Raw genomic sequence first — 18,349 nt, 5'->3', positions numbered from 1 at the left:
CGCACTTTTCGTGCCGACGATGCACGGCTACAGCGTCGGCAGCACCAGTGATGCCACCGCCTCCACGGTACGCGCCGTCGCACCGCCGTGCGTGGCGGCAAAGGCAAGTGCGGCGCGGGACGCGGCTTCGCGCGCATCGGGGTCGGAGAGCCACGTGTCGATCACGCGCGTGACCGCGGCCGCATCGTCGACCTGGATACAGGCGCCCGCCGCCACGGCGTCGCGCGTGGCCTGCGCAAAGTTGAACGTATGCGGGCCGATAACCACCGGCGTACCGACGGCGCAGGCTTCGATGAGGTTCTGCCCGCCCAGCGGCAACAGGCTGCCGCCGATGAACGCGGCCTCGGCGGCGGCGTAGTACAGCGCCATCTCGCCCATCGAATCGCCGAGCAGGACATCGGCCTCTGCCAGCGAGAGCTCGCCCGCCACGCCGTCCGCCGAGATCGACAGCGCGCTGCGGCGCACGACCCGCAGGCCGGCACGCTCGGCCAGTTGCGCCACCTCGTCAAAACGCTGCGGATGCCGCGGCACCAGGATCAGCAGCGCATGCCGCCTGCCGACGTGCTGCGCACGGTGCGCCTGCCACGCCTCGAGCAGCAGCGGCTCCTCGCCTTCGCGCGTGCTGGCGGCCACCCAGGCGGCGCGGCCGCCCAACGCGTCGCGCAGCATGCGGCCGGCCATGATCTGGTCGACGTGCGGCGTGATGTCGAACTTGAGATTGCCCGTCACGCGCACGCGCGGCACGCCGAGCGAACGGTAGCGGTCGGCATCGTCGGGCGTCTGTGCAAGCACGGCGGCCAGTTGCGCGTAGGTTTCGCGCGCGGCATCGCCCAGACGGGCCGTACGCCGGTGGCTGCGCGCGGACAGGCGCCCGTTGACGAGCACCATCGGCACACCGGCAGCGTACGCGCGCTCGATCAGCACCGGCCAGATCTCGGTTTCCATCAGCAACCCCAGGCGCGGCCGGAAATGGCGCAGGAAGCGGTCAACGGCGCTGGGCAGGTCGTATGGCAGATACGCCTGGATGACGCGCCCGTTGCGTTGCGCTGCGAACTCGGCGCCGGTGCGGCGGCCAGTCGGCGTCATGTGCGTGAGCAGCACGGCGTGGTGCGGAAAACGCGCGAGCAGCGCATCGATGAGCGGCTGGGCGGCACGCGTCTCGCCCACCGATACGGCATGCACCCACAGCAGCGGACGATCGGGATTGACGCGCGGCGGATAGAACCCGAGGCGCTCGCCGACGTGCTGGCGGTATCCGGGCTCCTTGCGCCCGCGCCACCACAGGCGCAGCAGCGCAAAGGGCAGCGCAATGCGCCACAGCCAGCGATACAGGACGCGCAGCATCACAGCACACCCAGCGCGCACAGCGCATCGAGCGCCTGCGCGCTGGTCGGATGGGCGTCGGCGCTGCCGAGGTCGTGCACATTGGGCGTCCAGTAGCCGCCCGTGCGCCACGATGTGGTGAAGTTGTAGAGCGCCACCGTCGGCTTGCACAGCGCAGCGGCGATGTGTACGAGGCCGGTGTCGACGCCTACCACCGCCGTCGCCTGATCGAGAAACGCCGTCACGTCGGGCAGCGACATGCGCGGCGGAATCACCACGCGGCCGACCGTGCCAGGCACCGCCGCAACGATCGCCTCGCGGATGGACTCGCTCGTGCGGCGCTCGGCCTCGCTGCCCCACGGCAGGGCGATCGCGTAATCGCGGGCCAGCAGCTCACGCGCAACCTCGACCCACGCGGCCTCGGGCCACGCCTTGTCGGCGCGCGACGTCGCATGCACGAGGGCCACGTACGGGCGCGGCAGAGCGGACGGCAGCTCCGCCGGCGGCTGCAGGCCAAAATCGATCGTATCGGGCAGCGCGTAGCCCAGCGCCTCGGCCACCATGCGGCGCGAACGCTCGACCACGTGGATGCGCGGCTCCATCATGATCTTGCGTTGATAGAAGAGCCTCGCCAACGGCTCGTAGCCCGCGCCGTCCGTACGGTTGCCGAGCCCCGCGACGAAGCCATTCGGTGCGAGCTTGGCCTGCGTGGCAATCAGCGCCGTCTTGATCAGCCCCTGCGTATCGAGCACGGCATCGTACGGCCGCGTGCGCAGCGCACGCCGAAACGCCGCCATCTCGTTCCACGTCTTGCCAGCGCCGAGCGACTTGCGCCAGCGCCGCAGCGCAAACGGAATCACCTCGCGCACGCCGCGCACGATGCGCACGATGCCAGCAAAGCCCTCCTCGACCACCCAGTCGATCTCGGCCTCCGGATGCGCGCGCAGGATATCGGCCACCACCGGCGTGCAATGCACCACATCGCCAAGCGACGACACCTTGACGATCAGCACACGCATGCCGCCATCCTTTCCCCCAACCTCATGAGTGCGAACCGCTCGATCAGAACGGCAGTTGCGCGTCCGGCTTCTCGGCCAGGATCGCGCGGCGGAACTGCGCCTGGATGCGCGCCATGGCGGCATCGTTGTCCGCCTCGAAGCGCATCACCACCACGGGCGTGGTGTTGGACGGCCGCGCCAGGCCGAAGCCGTCTTCGTATTCCACGCGCACGCCGTCGATGCGGATGACTTCCTTGGCGCCCTCGAACGTCGCGTTCGCCTTGATCTTGTCCAGCAGGGCGAAGGGCTCGCCCTCGGCGCACTTCAGCTGCAGCTCCGGCGTGCAGTGCGAGTTCGGCAGGGCATTGAGCGTGGCGCTCGGGTCGGCCAGGCGCGAGACGATCTCGAGCAGGCGCGCGCCCGTGTACAGGCCATCGTCAAAACCGTACCAGCGGTCCTTGAAAAAGATGTGGCCGCTCATCTCGCCGGCGAGCGGCGCGCCGGTTTCCTTGAGCTTTGCCTTGACCAGCGAATGACCGGTCTTCCACATCGTCGCGCGGCCGCCGTGCTCGCGGATGAACGGCGCCAGCTTGCCCGTGCATTTCACGTCGAAGATGATCTCGCCGCCCGGGTTGCGCGAGAGGACCTCCTGCGCAAACAGCATCAGCTGGCGGTCGGGGAAGATCACCTGGCCGTCCTTGGTCACCACGCCGAGACGGTCGCCGTCGCCGTCGAACGCGAGACCGAGCTCGCAGTCGGTCGTCTGCAGCGTGCGCACGAGGTCTTGCAGGTTCTCGACGTGCGCCGGATCCGGATGGTGGTTGGGGAAGTGGCCATCGACCTCGCAGAAGAGCTCCGTCACCTCGCAGCCCATCGCCCGGAACAGCGCCGGCGCGAAGGCCCCCGCCACGCCGTTGCCGCAGTCCACGGCAATCTTCATCGGGCGGCTCACCTTGACGTCGGAGACGATGCGGTCGATGTACTGCTGGCGGATGTCCACCTGCACGTACCCGCCCGCGCCTTCGGTGAAGTCGCCCTGCTCGATGCGCGTGCGCAGCGCCTGGATCTCATCGCCGTAGATGGCCTGGCCGGCGAGCACCATCTTGAAGCCGTTGTAGTCCGGCGGGTTGTGGCTGCCGGTGACCATCACGCCCGACGTGGCGCGACGGCCGGCCAGCTCGATGTTGGTGCCGAAGTAGACCATCGGCGTGGCGACCAGCCCCAGATCGATCACATCGACGCCGCTTGCGCGCAGGCCGTCCGCGAGTGCAGCCAGCAGCTCCGGACCCGACAGGCGGCCATCGCGGCCGATCACCACGGCCGACTCGCCCTTGGCGCGGGCTGCCGAACCAAAGGCCCGGCCGATCAGGCGGGCGGTGTCAGCGTCGACGGTTTTTCCGACGATGCCGCGGATGTCGTAGGCTTTGAAGATGGTGGGATTTAGGTGTGTCATGAGGCTCTAGGCGCACTGGAGAGCCGAGCGCGCGGAAATGTTACAAGTGGTTTCGGATTCTAACCGCTTGCCCTTTATAATACTTGGCTGGCTCCTGTGAGCCATCCGCCTCTTTCCCCACCGCGCAGCCCTCGTCCAAGTTCTTCTGCGCGCAACAACGACTCGACAATCGCATGATTTTGATTACTGGCGGCGCTGGTTTCATCGGCGCCAACTTCGTTCTGGATTGGCTGCGCGGTTGCGATGAGCCGGTGGTCAACGTCGACAAGCTCACTTACGCCGGCAATCTGATGTCGCTCGCGTCGCTAGAGGGAGATGCCCGGCATACGTTCGTGCGCGCCGACATCTGCGATCGCGTGGCAATGGATGAACTGCTGGCTAAGTACACCCCACGAGCAATCGTGCACTTTGCGGCAGAAAGCCACGTCGATCGATCGATCCATGGTCCGGCGGATTTCATCCAGACGAACGTCGTTGGTACGTTCACTCTGCTGGAGGCAACTCGCGCGTACTGGAACCAGCTTGAGGGCGGCCTCAAGGAAAGCTTTCGCTTCCACCATGTCTCGACAGACGAGGTCTATGGCACGCTGGGACCCAAAGACCCGGCATTCACCGAAACAACGGCTTACGCCCCAAATAGCCCGTATTCGGCTTCCAAGGCGGGCTCCGACCACCTAGTGCGGGCCTACCATCACACCTTCGGTTTGCCCGTTCTCACGACCAACTGCTCAAACAACTATGGGCCATATCACTTCCCGGAGAAGTTGATTCCCCTGATGATCACCCATGCATTGGAGAGCAAACCGCTGCCGGTCTATGGCAATGGTTCCAATGTCAGAGACTGGCTCTACGTCACCGACCATTGCGCTGGAATCCGCACCGTGCTTCAGCATGGTCGCGTCGGAGAAACCTACAACATCGGCGGCCGCAACGAGAAGACGAATCTGGAAGTAGTGCAAACCATTTGCGACTTGTTGGATGAAATGAGTCCCAAGGCACACGGGTCATATCGAGATCAGATCACGTTCGTAGCGGACCGGCCTGGGCACGATCTACGTTATGCGATTGATGCCACCAAGATGGAGCGGGAGCTTGGCTGGTGCCCAGCGGAGACGTTCGAATCGGGCCTGCGCAAGACCGTTCGCTGGTATCTCGATAACCCAAACTGGGTCCAAAATGCCGTCTCGGGGGCCTATCGAGACTGGACCAAGCTGCACTATGGCTGAGCCGCGCATTTTGTTGCTGGGCGCAAATGGTCAAGTCGGCTATGCCCTGCAGCGCTCGCTATCTATTCTTGCCGACGTGATTCCCGTGAGCCGCAAGGAGTGCGACCTTAGCCAGGCTTCTGACGTTCGCGCCCTGGTCCGCACTGTTCGACCCATCTCGATTGTCAACGCTGCAGCCTACACTGCGGTCGACCGAGCAGAGCAGGATGAAGCCGGCGCTACAACGATCAACGCCGAATTACCGGCCATCCTCTCCGAGGAATCGCGCGCTCTAGACGCCGCGCTCATTCACTACTCCACCGACTACGTCTACGACGGAACGAAGACCTCCCCATACATTGAGACCGATTCCCCGAACCCGGCGTCGATCTATGGCCGCTCCAAGCTGCAAGGCGACTTGGCTGTCTTGGACACCCCCAATGGTGTCGTCCTTAGAACGTCCTGGGTATATTGCGCCTATGGACAGAATTTCCTGAAGACAATCCTTCGGCTCGCCAAAGAGCGCACATCGTTACGTGTCGTCGCGGACCAATTTGGCGCACCGACCAGTGCTGACCTGATCGCAGACGTTACGGCCCAGGTTTTGCGAAACGTGCTGCGGCGCAGTTCGGGAAGCACGGTAAGCGGCCTTTTCCATCTGACGGCAAGTGGGCGCACAAGTTGGTACGAGTACGCAACTTACATTGTTGATCTCGCTCACAGGGCTGGCCTGCCGCTCACGCTTGATGCCGAAGGCATTGTCGGCATTCCCGCCACGGAGTACCCGCTGCCAGCCGCCCGGCCTGCAAATTCGGTGTTGGCCACGGAGAAGATACGTGCGGCTTTTGATGTGCGCCTGCCCGCGTGGCAGGACGGTGTCAGAGCCGCAGTCAACTTGATTGCAAACCTGGAAGGCGCAAAAAAATGAAACGCAAGGGCATCATCCTGGCGGGCGGTTCCGGCACGCGGCTCTATCCCATTACTCAGTCGCTGTCCAAACAGCTGCTTCCGGTTTTCGACAAGCCGATGATCTACTACCCGCTCAGCACGCTGATGCTGGCGGGTATTCGAGACGTGCTGATCATTTCAACGCCGTCCGACACACCGCGATTCGAGCAATTGCTGCGAGATGGCGCTCAGTGGGGCATCAATATCCGCTACGCGGTGCAACCCTCTCCCGACGGCCTTGCTCAAGCGTTCCTGATCGGCTCCGACTTCATCGGCAACGATCCTTCGGCGCTGATCCTTGGCGACAATATTTTCTATGGTCACGACTTGGTCGCCCAACTCGCCAAGGCCAACGCCAAAACCAGCGGTGCAACCGTTTTCGCCTACCACGTACACGATCCGGAGCGCTACGGTGTGGTCGAATTCGACAAGACATTCCAGGCACTTTCGATCGAAGAGAAGCCGCTTAATCCGCGCTCGAGCTACGCCGTCACGGGACTCTATTTCTATGACAACCGAGTGTGTGAAATCGCCCGCGAAGTCCGCCCCTCACCGCGAGGGGAACTGGAGATCACGGATGTCAATAGGCGTTACCTCGCCGACAAGGCCCTGCAGGTAGAAATCCTCGGCCGCGGACACGCGTGGCTCGACACAGGCACGCACGAGTCGCTTCAGGAAGCGGCCAACTTCATTGCCACACTGCAAAAGCGCCAAGGACTGATGGTGGCCTGCCCCGAAGAGATTGCGTACCGACTGGGCTATATCGATGCCGCCAAGCTTCAGGCGTTGGCCGCACCGCTCAAAAAGAGCGGCTACGGCGAGTATCTGCTAAAGATTCTTGAGGACAAGATCCTTTATGAACGTCATTGAAACCAGCATTGCAGAAGTCAAGCTGCTCGAACCTAAGGTATTTGGCGACGCACGAGGCTTTTTTCTTGAGAGCTTCAATGCGCGCGCCTTTGAGCAGGCTGTAGGTCGTCAAGTCAATTTCGTCCAGGACAACCATTCGCGATCAGCACGGGGGGTCCTGCGCGGACTACATCTACAATCGCGACATATGCAAGGTAAGCTCGTACGCGTTGTGTTGGGCAAGGTCTTTGACGTTGCGGTAGACGTTCGGGTCGGGTCGCCTACGTTTGGCCAATGGGTTGGAGAAATCCTATCTGCGGAAAACCACCGCCAGCTGTGGATTCCGGAAGGATTCGCACATGGGTTCTATGTAATGTCTGACTCGGCGGACTTCCTCTACAAGACGACGGACTACTGGTACCCGGAATATGAGCGCAGCATTGCCTGGAACGACTCCGACATCGGGATCAACTGGCCCCTAAGTGGAGAACCAGTGTTGTCGGCCAAGGATCTCGCGGCCGCATCATTGCGCGACTATGTATCAGCAGGAGCTGCCAAATAGCATTCATGGCGAAGTTGCGCACCAATATCCTGCTGTTGACGATCGTTCAAGCGTCGAACTATCTGCTCCCGCTGCTGACGCTGCCATATCTTGGTCGCGTGCTCAGCGTGAATGCGTTCGGACGCCTTGCTCTTGCGCAAGCGTTGACACAGTACTTGGTAATGCTAACTGAGTACGGATTCAATCTGACCGCAACTCGTCGCATCTCCATTGCCCGAAGCGACCGGCAAGCGGTGTCGCGCATTTTCACGGACACACTTGCAGCGAAAACCGTCCTCGCAGCCGCCGGGTACGCCTTTGTGATGGCATTGGTCAGCATCGTGCCAAAGTTCGAGGGTATGGCATTGCTCGTGTCAGCAAGTTATGTCGGCGTGATTGGGAGTGTGCTGTTACCACTCTGGCTCTTTCAAGGTCTGGAGGACATGAAACTGCTAGTGCTTGCCTCCAGCACGGCTCGCATCCTAGCTGTTATCGCAATCTTTCTCACGGTTCACGATGATCGAGACTTGGTGTCTGCGGCGGTACTTCAAAATGCAGGAACTCTCTTTGCCGGCTTGATAGCCGTGGGACTGATTCGGTATCACCGCACCGCGTCCTTGCTTCGTCCGTCGTGGCAAGGCACGTGGGCAGCGATGAAAGACGGATGGTCGATGTTTCTGGCCAATATCGCGATCAGTTTTTATACGACACTGAATACGGTCCTTCTCGGTTTGTTCGGCACATCGAGCGATGTCGCTTATTTCAGCGCCGCAGACAAATTGCGTTTTGCAGCCCAAGGCGTGCTTCAACCGATTGCCCAAGCAATCTACCCTCGCGTGAGTCTGGCCTTTTCTGAAGGCCGACAAGATGACGCTCGCCGGTTGATGAAAAAAGGAGGCGCGTTGCTTGTCACACTTGCCATCGCTGCCGGCACTCTATTCATCTTCGGGAGCGAACCCATTACCTCGCATTACCTTGGCCCAGATTTGCAACCCGCCGCGTTTTACCTTCGGCTGCTTGCTGGTTTGCCATTGATTATTGCAATTGCCATCACGATTGGGCAGTGGGGACTCTTGGGAGCCGGGCAGTCGGGTAAGATGAGCCGCATCTATCTAATATGCGGGTTCTGCCACCTGATCTACGCCATCCCACTGATTTTTGCCTGGAAGGGAACTGGTTTAATTGTCTCGGTATACCTTACCGAGTTCCTCGCCACTGGCGCCATGGTGCTGATTTTTTGCAAATGCGCCCGCCCGTTGCAACCGGGTCGCACTCTCATAGTTTAGTGCAATGAATAAAACAGTCGACATCGTACTCGCCACATACAATGGGGAGCGTTTTCTCGATGCCTTTATCCAATCATTGCAACAGCAGGATTTCGCACAATGGACCCTGCTTGTCAGTGACGATGGCTCCCAAGATCAAACCGTCCCCATGCTGCACGCATGGGCTGCAGCAGAACCCAGAATCCGGATCGTAAACCTTGAGAGGCAAGGCGGTGTCGCGGCCAATTTCAGCAAGGCCATGGAGTATTCCAATGCGGATTACATCCTGTTTGCAGACCAAGATGATATCTGGTTGCCGAACAAGGTATCTGAGCTAGTGACAGCAACGGCGGAAGCGGAAGGTGATAAATCCGATACTCCTGTGCTGGTATTCTCGGATTTAACTATCGTGACTGAAAACCTAACGGAGATCAGCCCAAGCCTGTACCGGTATCGCAACTTGGATCCGATGCGGAATCTGCACGCAGATTATTTGCTCTGGTTCAGCTCCGTCTATGGTTGCTCTGTCGGATTCAATCGCGCTTTGGCCAAGCTTGCGACGCCGGTCCCTTGTAGCGCCATCATGCACGATCAATGGTTTGCGCTACAAGCCGCCCTGCATGGACGCATTGTTTATTTGGATCGATCATTTGTGCTGTATCGTCAACATAGCAACAATGATATGGGTGCGATGCTGACGAATCCGATCCAGAAAATTCGGCGATTTAGCTGGTACTGGCGGCGCATCACCAATCGTGCCATCCGAGTCAAGCAACAACTGGCAGAACTTGGGCGGCGCGACTCCGATCGAGAGGCTATGCGACAAAAGAACCTGCTAGTTGCTACCGATCTGGTCGGACGATTGAAATTTATTGCACGATACGTACTGCCATATGCAAAGGGACAGGTTCCCTTCTCATTAACTTTTGCGCTTGCTTTTCTTTTATCTGCTCGCAGCCCGCACTGAAAGCAACTTGACGACAAGCAATGCCGCGAGCATAAAAAGCGCGGCACCGAGTCCGGAGAATCAATATGATTAATATGCCGTCAACGCTGGCTAGCTTAGCCAGCTTCCAGCAAGGTCAGCCCTTCCATCACTGCATCATCGATGACTTCTTTGAAGAGAGCATCGCCCACCAGTTAAGCCAGCAGTTTCTCCAATATGATTCGGAGAAGTGGTTCTATTACAAGAACCCAATCGAAGACAAGAAAGCCCTCAACGACTGGAATGTATTCCCAGATCTCACATACCGGGCGTTCTCATATTTGAATTCACCAGAATTCGTTGGGCTGCTCTCCGCCGCAGTCGGCAAACCCTTGTTTCCCGATAACGGATTGCATGGGGGCGGATGGCACATTCATGCCTCCGGTGGCAACCTAAACCCCCACCTTGACTATTCGATTCACCCGAAACTTAAGCTGCAGCGCAAGCTCAACATCATCATCTACCTCTCGCCGGAATTGCAGGAGGAGCATGGTGGCCACCTGGGCCTCTGGCATCACGATCCCGACACCAACCAGCCCGGCGCGCTGGCAGTCGAAGTCGCGCCGCGCTTCAATCGAGCCATTCTCTTCGATACGACACAAAACTCTTGGCATGGCATGTCGCGTCCATTGACTCAGCCATCGGATATTTTTCGCAAGAGTTTTGCGGTCTACTACCTTTGCGAACCGGAGGATGATGCTAGCCCGCGCGGCCGCGCGCTGTTCGCTCCACGAGCAGACCAGAAGGACGACGAGGAGGTAGATCGCATCATTCAACTGCGCTCTAACGTCGCTCACTCTTCAAGTGTGTATCGAACCGAGAAGTAAGTACGAAATGACGCGGCTGCTCCTCACCCCAATTGCTTGCAGACCGGGGTAAGGATTCCTTTTGCACCTCAATTAACCTTTCGATCCGACCTATGCAACTAGCAGCGCTCTACGCGCTCGTCGCCGGCCTAACGGCACTAAAGAACGGCAACCGCTATGTGTGGTTGTCGGGCTTGGCGCTGCTCTGCTTCTGGGGACTTGGATATGCCAATGGATTCGACTGGATCAACTATTTTAAAGCATACCAATGTTTATCGGAAAGCATCTGCTCCGAAGGATTGCTCGAATTTGAACCAGGTTTTCACGCGATCCTTTCGATGGCAGCAACACTGAACTACCAAGCTGTAGTGTTTTTCATTGCCATCGTCAATGTCCTCTGTCTGCTTCGCTTTTCCAAGCAACTGCAAAACCGCGGATTGGCAGTGCTTTGCTTTGTCCTTCTCTACGGCTGGTATGTTTACGTCGAACAAATTCGGCAAGCGCTTGCGCTTTCCATTGTATTGCTGGGTATCGAATACTTAGTCAGAAGAAAATACCTTCAATACATTGCAATGGTTGCAATGGCTGCTTTTTTTCACGCATCGGCGCTCGCAGCTATGGCACCAATGATCATCCTATTGATTCCGGCTCAATTTCGATACGCCGCAATCGCTATTTTTTGCATAGCATCCGGGTTACTTCTCAGCCAACTGCAGGAAATTTCCGGGCTTCTAAACTCAATTGGCCTCGATTCAAATACCTTCGCTCGCAAACTGGAATACTACGCCGACTCAGAACGCTACAACCGCAGCGTCATTGGGCTTGGATTCTTTCTTGATGCTGCTTTGTTATGCGCATTAGCCAGTCGACGAAAAATATTTGAAACCGAGGATCTTACGCACACCGTTTTTTGTTGCGCGCTCTTATTCATCGGAATTGCCTTAGTTTCCAGAATATCAATTATATTCTTCCGCCTAAGCTATTACTTCTTCCCATTTGCCGTACTTTGCTTTGCAGTCTTCTTCCGAGCGAACAAGGTTCTAAATGCAAAGCCAATAACGCAAGAAACCTCGGCACGATGGATTATTATCGCATTTCTGATCGGACAAGCTGCACGCCCCTTCATGGACCCAATCATTGGCCCGGATGTCATGGCGTATCAAACGTACGTGAGTCATTGGATAAAAAATAACGTCGACTTTCGCTATGAAACAACAAGAAAATGCAATCTTCTTATTAATTTAGGCGAAGGCAATCTTTGTGAATAAATTTTGATTTACTTGCTTCGCGCAAGTCGAAATAGATTTTTGGAGAGAACAATGTCACTTCAACCAAAAAAAATTGCTCTGATCACCGGGGTCACCGGACAAGATGGTGCTTACCTTGCTGAGTTTCTTTTGAGCAAAGGTTACGAAGTTCACGGCATCAAGCGGCGTGCTTCCCTTTTTAATACGGACCGCATTGACCATCTGTATCAAGACCCGCATGTCCGCGGACGTAACTTCGTTCTCCACTACGGTGACCTGACCGACTCCACCTGCCTGATCCGTATTATCCAGCAGGTACAACCTGACGAAATCTACAACCTCGCCGCACAGAGTCACGTTGCTGTCTCGTTCGAGGAGCCGGAGTACACCGCCAACGCCGATGGCATTGGTGCACTGCGCATTCTGGAAGCCATCCGAATCTTGGGCTTGGCCAAGAAGACCAGGTTCTATCAGGCTTCCACGTCAGAGCTCTATGGCCTCGTGCAAGAAATTCCCCAGAAGGAAACGACGCCCTTCTACCCACGTAGCCCTTACGCAGTTGCGAAGTTGTATGCCTACTGGATCACCGTCAATTATCGTGAGGCGTATGGCATTTATGGGTGCAACGGCATCCTGTTCAACCACGAGTCTCCCATCCGTGGCGAGACTTTTGTGACGCGCAAGATCACGCGCGCCATAGCTCGAATCAAACTGGGGCTCCAGGAATGCCTGTATCTCGGCAACATGGACGCGTTGCGTGATTGGGGCCATGCGCGCGACTACGTCGAGATGCAATGGCTGATGCTGCAGCAGGAGCAGCCGGAAGATTTCGTGATCGCGACCGGCGTTCAATACAGCGTGCGTCAGTTCGTGGAGGCAGCGGCTCTCGAGCTGGGTATCACATTGCGTTGGGAAGGCACAGGCGTCGACGAGGTTGGCATCGTGGTGTCCAACTCCGGCGACGAAAGCCCCATCAAGCCTGGCGAAGTGGTCGTTCGAGTAGACCCGCGCTACTTCCGGCCCACCGAAGTGGAAACGCTGCTTGGCGATCCGACGAAGGCTCATCAAAAACTTGGCTGGAAGCCGCGCACGTCGTTCGCGGAATTGGTCAGCGAAATGGTGAAGAGCGATTACGAAACCGCTCGCCGTGACCAATTGGTCAAGGCACACGGTTTCAAGGCGATGGATTATCACGAATGATCAACGCAAAGCCATACATGGAGCTTGATGCTCCAATTTACGTTGCGGGCCATCGCGGTATGGTCGGGTCAGCGATCGTGCGCGAACTGCGACGACTCGGTTACACCAATCTGATCCTTCGCACACATGCCGAACTCGACCTGACCAGACAACAAGACGTCGAGGCATTCTTTGCCGCGGAAAAGCCACGTCATGTTTTTCTGGCTGCAGCAAAGGTCGGTGGCATTCATGCCAATAATGTCTATCGCGCTGACTTCATCTATCAAAATCTGATGATGGAGTGCAACATCGTCCAGGCTGCACACGCGCGGGGGGTTGATCGACTGATCTTTCTGGGATCCAGTTGCATCTACCCTCGCGAATGCCCACAGCCGATCAAGGAAAGCTACCTGCTGACGGGTCCTCTCGAGCAGACCAATCAGCCGTATGCGTTGGCAAAGATTGCAGGAATCGAGCTTTGCTGGTCCTTCAACCGTCAGCACGGCACCCGCTCTATCGCAGCGATGCCGACGAATCTTTATGGGCCTGGCGATAACTACCACCCCGAAAATAGTCACGTCATTCCAGCCCTGATCCGTAAGGCGCATGACGCCAAGTGTTCGGGGGCCGAAGAAATGATTGTGTGGGGAACCGGCACACCCCGCCGGGAGTTTCTATTTAGCACCGACATGGCGCGCGCCTGCGTGCATCTGGCGAACTTGGACGATGCCCGCTACAGCCAATTGCTGACAGCAGACCATCCACCACTCGTCAACATCGGTACGGGTGTCGACATCACGATTCGTGAGCTGGCCGAATCGGTGTGCCGTGCCGTCGGTTATCAAGGGCGCTTGGTATTCGACACAAGCAAGCCGGACGGCACGATGCGCAAGTTGTTGGATGTCAGTCGAATCCGCGAGCTTGGCTGGACGCACGAGATGGATTTCGACAATGGATTGACTGCCGCATACCGGGACTTTCTGGCACAACTGGCAGCGAGTCATTGACAACACACCCAATGCCGACATGCATAGTGCAACCCTGACCATTGATGCCATCATCTACCGGCTCCAGAGCCATGGAGGCATCACGGTCTATGCCAACGAACTGCTACGGCGGCTGGCTCGCGATCAGGTAAGCATGCGCGTGCTCAGCTACGGTGGCAGGCTGCCCGCCGAGATTGTGCGATCACCGGATACCATGCAGCTTACGATGCGCACGTTGGAACGCTATCGTGCACCTCAGATCAAGGGTCCAACGATTTTTCATTCGACGTATTACCGGGTGGTTCGCGGCGGCGGAGTTCGCAACGTCACCACGGTACACGACTTCACATACGAGCTCTTTGCCAAAGGTCCACGGCGCTGGGTGCATAGTGCGCAGAAGTTTGCGGCGATTCGCGCCTCCGAAAAAATCATCTGCATTTCGGAGAACACGCGTCGAGATCTACTGAAGTTCTTACCCGACATCTCTGAAGATCGTGTCGTGGTCATCCACAACGGGGTTTCAGAAAACTATGCACCACTGACCGCGCAACCCGATGATGCCGACCGTAACGTCGTGCTGTTCGTCGGCGCCCGCGGCGGCTACAAGAATTTCTTGGCAGCCGCACGTGCGGTCGCTCGGCATAAGGATTTGCGCTTGGTCGCTGTTGGTGGTGGATCATTTTCGGAAAGCGAGATTACCCTCCTTGATCGCATCCTGCCAACGCGTTATCAGCACGCGGGACTCGTCACGGACGCCGAGCTGAACGCGCTCTATAACAGCGCCTTTTGCCTGCTGTATCCCTCCGCCTACGAAGGATTCGGCATTCCCGTCATCGAGGCAATGCGAGCCGGATGCGCCGTCGTCGCACTGCGCGCATCCTCGATTCCCGATGTTGCGGGTGACGCAGCTCTATTGCTCGAAGATGCCGATATTGACCTCATCTCTAGCGCCCTGGATGGACTGCGCGATCCCGCTACACGTATGCGGTTGCGCACAGCAGGCTTTCGCCAGGCTGCGCAGTTCAGCTGGGAAAAAACCTATGCCGACACGCGAGCCCTATATGCGTCTCTTGCCTCGCCCTGATCTTGCCTTATGAAAATCAGCGTCATTACAGCCACCTACAATAGCTGCTCCACCGTGCGAGATGCCATCGAGTCGGTCCTGTCGCAAACCTGGCCTGACGTCGAGTACATCGTGATCGACGGCGGTTCTCGCGACGGCACCGTCGATATCCTCAACGAATACCGTCATCGGTTTGCGTATTTCATCAGCGAACCGGACAAGGGCATCTACGACGCACTGAACAAGGGGATTCGCGCGGCAACAGGGGACGTCATCGGATTTCTTCACTCTGACGACCTCTTCGAAAATACCGAGGTACTGGCTACCATCGCTCGCACTTTTGCTGAGCGAGACGTTGACGCCGTGTACGGGGACCTGCTTTACGTGAGTAGCAACGACCCTAACCGAACCATCCGCTACTGGCGTAGCGGCGAGTTCAAACCCAATAGCCTGCTACGAGGCTGGATGCCGCCGCATCCCACGTTCTACGTTAAGCGCAGTCTGTATGAGGCGGCAGGATTGTTCGACACGTCGTTTCGCATTTCGGCGGACTACGAATCTGTGCTGCGCTTCGTCGGAAAGCACGGCGCTAAACTCGCATACATTGACCAGGTGCTCGTTCGCATGCGCTTAGGGGGGGCGAGCAACCGTTCGCTCGCCAACATCGTGCGCAAAAGCCGGGAGGATCTGCGGGCGCAACAAATCAACGGCATCGGCGGCTTGTATACGCTGGTGCTAAAAAACCTGTGTAAATTGCCCCAGTTTCTCCGCAAGTAGACGCTGCCTCAATATAAACAGTAGTTCACTCAGCCATCTGAATTCATCATCATGAACATCGTTCCGGTCATTCTCTGCGGCGGCAGTGGCACACGCATGTGGCCCGCCTCCAGAGCTGGTTACCCCAAACAATTCCTCGCGCTGAACGGCGACAAGACCCTGCTGCAGCAGTGCGCCGCTAGGGCAGTCGCCCTACCCCAAGCTCAGCCGCCGATAGTTGTTACCAACCAGGAACAGCGTTTTCTGGTAGCAGAGCAATTGCGCGATATCGGGATCGAGCCCAGCAAGATCATTCTTGAACCAGTGGGACGCAATACGGCTCCCGCTGTTGCTGCGGCAGCGATTGTCGCCGCCGAATCTGATCCGGCAACGATACTATTAATCCTCCCCTCCGATCATGCTATCGAGAATGTTGATACGTTTTCGCGCTTAATCGGAATAGCAACGGAGCCCGTGAGCAAGGGACGACTTGCTACGTTTGGCATCGAACCCGATTCGCCACATACCGGATATGGCTACATCTTGCATGGCAAGCATCCTGAAAGCGCACATGAGTTGTATTCGCTGAAGCGATTCGTCGAAAAACCGGATCTGGAGACTGCACAAGAATTTCTAGCGTCCGGCGACTATCTCTGGAACAGCGGCATGTTCATGTGCCGGGCCGACGTGTATTTGAACGAACTCGGTCAATACCAGCCTGAAATGCTCGCTGCCGTACGGGACGCCGTCGCTCAAGGAGCAAATGACCTGGACTTCCTACGGCTGGCACGCGAGCCTTTCGAAGCATGTGCCAGCGATTCGATCGACTATGCGGTCATGGAACATACCGACAATGCCATCGTTGTCAAAGCTTCAGAGCTGGGCTGGAACGATATCGGCTCTTGGTCTGCGCTAGCGGATATCACCGAGCGCGATGAGAACGGCAACTCGCTCATCGGTGACGTCTTCGCCCATGATTGCCAGGGGTGCTATATCCGGGCTGACGGCAGGATGGTTGCAACCTTGGGCGTCAAGGATCTCATCATTGTGGAAACAGCCGACGCCGTCTTGGTTGCCCACAAGGATAACGTGCAAGACGTGAAGACTATCGTTGCGCAGCTGCAAGCAGCAGGTCGCTCAGAATCCATGCTGCATCGCCGTGTGTTCCGCCCGTGGGGTAGCTACGAAGGCATTGATCAAGGCGATCGTTTCCAGGTTAAGCGCATCATTGTCAAGCCAGGCGCGTCGCTAAGTCTGCAGATGCACTATCACCGGGCCGAACATTGGATCGTTGTGAAAGGGACGGCACGCGTCGTTTGCGGCGAAAAATCCTTGTTGCTGGCAGAGAATGAGTCCACGTACATCCCGCTTGGAACAACGCATCGGCTTGAAAACCCCGGCCATATCCCGCTGGAGCTTATTGAGGTTCAGTCGGGCGCCTATCTGGGAGAAGACGATATCGTCCGGTTCGAAGACCACTATGGCCGTACCGCCGAACAGAAATAACCAAGCCTGTTACATGCAGCGCCTTGATGGCGTCTAGAAACTAAGACTTGCTCGCGGCCGCACCGAATCCTGTCGAGCGTCAACATCACAGGGTTCGGTGCTGCGAAGAGAGAGATTTCGTGAGATTGCTATGCTGAGCCTTTGTCTCGGTTTCCTTGTTTCCTTCCTGATGAGCTTGGTCATCGTCCGATATGCACATATGCACGCGCATTTTTCGGCCGACTGGGATCTTGCCGGTGTCCAAAAGAATCACTCGCGGCCAGTGCCGCGGATTGGCGGCCTAGCAATCACAATCGGCTTTGTAGCAGTGATCCTGAGCCTGTACATCCGCGGCCCGCATTGGGTTGCACACCAATCCATGCTGCTCGGCGTCAGCGCGCTTGCTGCATTTGCCGCCGGGACGATCGAAGACATCACAAAAAAGGTAAGTCCTCGCGAGCGCTTGATTGCGACCATGATCTCTGCGCTCATGGCCGCCTGGCTTCTTGATGCCAGAATCGTTCGCATTGATGTGAATTCGGTGGATGCAATCCTGCATATAGCCATTATTGCCGTGCCGTTGACGATGGTGGCAGTTGCCGGCCTTGCCAACGCGATCAACATCATTGACGGCTTTAATGGCTTGGCCTCGATGATCTCCGCCATGATGTTCTTATCACTGGCCTACGTTGCTTTTCAAGTTGGTGATGCGTTTATCGTTGCCGTGTCATTTACGATGATTGGGGCAATCCTTGGGTTCTTCATCTGGAATTTCCCGGGTGGCCATATATTCCTGGGTGATGGCGGCGCCTATTTTGTAGGTTTCATGCTGGCGGAACTCGCCATCATCCTTGTAATGCGCCACCCGAATGTTTCGGCTTGGTACCCAGTGCTGATGGTGATCTATCCGATCTTTGAGACACTATTCTCTATTTACCGCAGACGTATTCTACGTGGTGTACCTGCGGGCTATCCCGACGGTGTACATTTGCACACGCTCATCTATAAGCGCCTGCTACGCTGGGCAATCGGCTCGAAAGAAGAACGCCAGCGCCTGCGCCGTAACTCCATGACAGCGCCCTACCTCTGGATGCTCAGTCTTCTTGCAGTCGCGCCTGCGACCCTATTCTGGCACAACACTGCGGTCTTGGTGCCCTTCATCCTCGTTTTCATCATCACCTACGTTTGGCTCTACTGGAGCATTGTTCGCTTCAAGTCCCCACGTTGGATGATTATCGACAAGAAGAATTGACGATTGAC

At 57.5% G+C, this 18,349-nt stretch carries 17 protein-coding genes; 14 read left to right on the top strand and 3 right to left on the bottom strand.

From position 1 onward, the window contains the following. Positions 1-27: 27 nt before the first annotated feature. Genes waaA through A6M56_RS09265 form a run of 3 tightly spaced genes read right to left on the bottom strand, consistent with a single transcriptional unit; the run spans position 28 to position 3,774 of the window. Positions 28-1,344, bottom strand: coding sequence for a lipid IV(A) 3-deoxy-D-manno-octulosonic acid transferase (waaA, locus tag A6M56_RS09275; protein ID WP_102080816.1), 1,317 nt, complete (start codon positions 1,342-1,344; stop codon positions 28-30). Next, complete coding sequence (waaC, locus tag A6M56_RS09270; protein ID WP_102080815.1) at positions 1,344-2,342, bottom strand: lipopolysaccharide heptosyltransferase I; 999 nt, start codon at positions 2,340-2,342, stop codon at positions 1,344-1,346. Before waaC ends, waaA begins: the two co-directional genes overlap by 1 nt. A 43-nt stretch (positions 2,343-2,385) precedes the next feature. After that, positions 2,386-3,774: a phosphomannomutase/phosphoglucomutase gene (locus A6M56_RS09265; protein ID WP_102080814.1), complete on the bottom strand. Its 1,389-nt coding sequence runs from the start codon at positions 3,772-3,774 to the stop codon at positions 2,386-2,388. Positions 3,775-3,947: 173 nt separating this feature from the next. Between A6M56_RS09265 and rfbB the strand changes: the two genes are divergently transcribed. The 14 genes from rfbB to A6M56_RS09195 all read left to right on the top strand — a co-directional run bounded on the left by rfbB (position 3,948) and on the right by A6M56_RS09195 (position 18,341). Then, a complete protein-coding gene (rfbB, locus tag A6M56_RS09260; RefSeq protein ID WP_102080813.1) occupies positions 3,948-5,000 on the top strand; it encodes a dTDP-glucose 4,6-dehydratase in 1,053 nt (350 codons plus the stop codon). Continuing rightward, entirely contained in the window at positions 4,993-5,907 is a 915-nt protein-coding gene (gene rfbD, locus A6M56_RS09255; protein ID WP_102080812.1) for a dTDP-4-dehydrorhamnose reductase, read from the top strand. Before rfbB ends, rfbD begins: the two co-directional genes overlap by 8 nt. Further along, complete coding sequence (gene rfbA, locus A6M56_RS09250) at positions 5,904-6,797, top strand: glucose-1-phosphate thymidylyltransferase RfbA (protein WP_102080811.1); 894 nt, start codon at positions 5,904-5,906, stop codon at positions 6,795-6,797. Before rfbD ends, rfbA begins: the two co-directional genes overlap by 4 nt. Then, positions 6,784-7,338, top strand: a complete 555-nt coding sequence (gene rfbC, locus A6M56_RS09245; RefSeq protein ID WP_102080810.1) for a dTDP-4-dehydrorhamnose 3,5-epimerase — start codon at positions 6,784-6,786, stop codon at positions 7,336-7,338. Before rfbA ends, rfbC begins: the two co-directional genes overlap by 14 nt. A 5-nt stretch (positions 7,339-7,343) precedes the next feature. Next, positions 7,344-8,603, top strand: a complete 1,260-nt coding sequence (locus A6M56_RS09240) for an oligosaccharide flippase family protein (protein WP_102080809.1) — start codon at positions 7,344-7,346, stop codon at positions 8,601-8,603. A gap of 4 nt (positions 8,604-8,607) precedes the next feature. Continuing rightward, entirely contained in the window at positions 8,608-9,549 is a 942-nt protein-coding gene (locus A6M56_RS09235) for a glycosyltransferase family 2 protein (protein WP_102080808.1), read from the top strand. A 65-nt stretch (positions 9,550-9,614) separates the two neighbouring features. Next, a complete protein-coding gene (locus A6M56_RS09230; protein WP_102080807.1) occupies positions 9,615-10,394 on the top strand; it encodes a 2OG-Fe(II) oxygenase in 780 nt (259 codons plus the stop codon). 92 nt (positions 10,395-10,486) lie between these two features. Beyond that, on the top strand, positions 10,487-11,641 hold the full coding sequence (locus A6M56_RS09225; protein WP_286758081.1) for an EpsG family protein: 1,155 nt from the start codon (positions 10,487-10,489) through the stop codon (positions 11,639-11,641). Between the two features lie 51 nt (positions 11,642-11,692). Beyond that, positions 11,693-12,820, top strand: coding sequence for a GDP-mannose 4,6-dehydratase (gene gmd / locus A6M56_RS09220; protein WP_102080805.1), 1,128 nt, complete (start codon positions 11,693-11,695; stop codon positions 12,818-12,820). Between the two features lie 17 nt (positions 12,821-12,837). Continuing rightward, positions 12,838-13,806, top strand: a complete 969-nt coding sequence (locus A6M56_RS09215; RefSeq protein WP_102080976.1) for a GDP-L-fucose synthase family protein — start codon at positions 12,838-12,840, stop codon at positions 13,804-13,806. Positions 13,807-13,825: 19 nt separating this feature from the next. Continuing rightward, positions 13,826-14,869 carry a glycosyltransferase family 4 protein gene (locus A6M56_RS09210; protein ID WP_102080804.1) on the top strand — a complete coding sequence of 348 codons (1,044 nt, stop codon included), beginning with the start codon at positions 13,826-13,828 and terminating at the stop codon, positions 14,867-14,869. Between the two features lie 9 nt (positions 14,870-14,878). After that, complete coding sequence (locus tag A6M56_RS09205) at positions 14,879-15,625, top strand: glycosyltransferase family 2 protein (protein ID WP_102080803.1); 747 nt, start codon at positions 14,879-14,881, stop codon at positions 15,623-15,625. A 51-nt stretch (positions 15,626-15,676) separates the two neighbouring features. After that, complete coding sequence (locus tag A6M56_RS09200; protein ID WP_102080802.1) at positions 15,677-17,110, top strand: mannose-1-phosphate guanylyltransferase/mannose-6-phosphate isomerase; 1,434 nt, start codon at positions 15,677-15,679, stop codon at positions 17,108-17,110. 130 nt (positions 17,111-17,240) lie between these two features. Then, on the top strand, positions 17,241-18,341 hold the full coding sequence (locus A6M56_RS09195) for an MraY family glycosyltransferase (RefSeq protein WP_102080801.1): 1,101 nt from the start codon (positions 17,241-17,243) through the stop codon (positions 18,339-18,341). Positions 18,342-18,349: the final 8 nt, after the last annotated feature.

This window comes from Ralstonia sp. RL (assembly GCF_001683835.1).
GTDB lineage: Bacteria > Pseudomonadota > Gammaproteobacteria > Burkholderiales > Burkholderiaceae > Ralstonia > Ralstonia mannitolilytica.
Note: the sequence above shows the minus strand (reverse complement) of the source record. Positions and strands in the feature narration are given on the sequence as shown.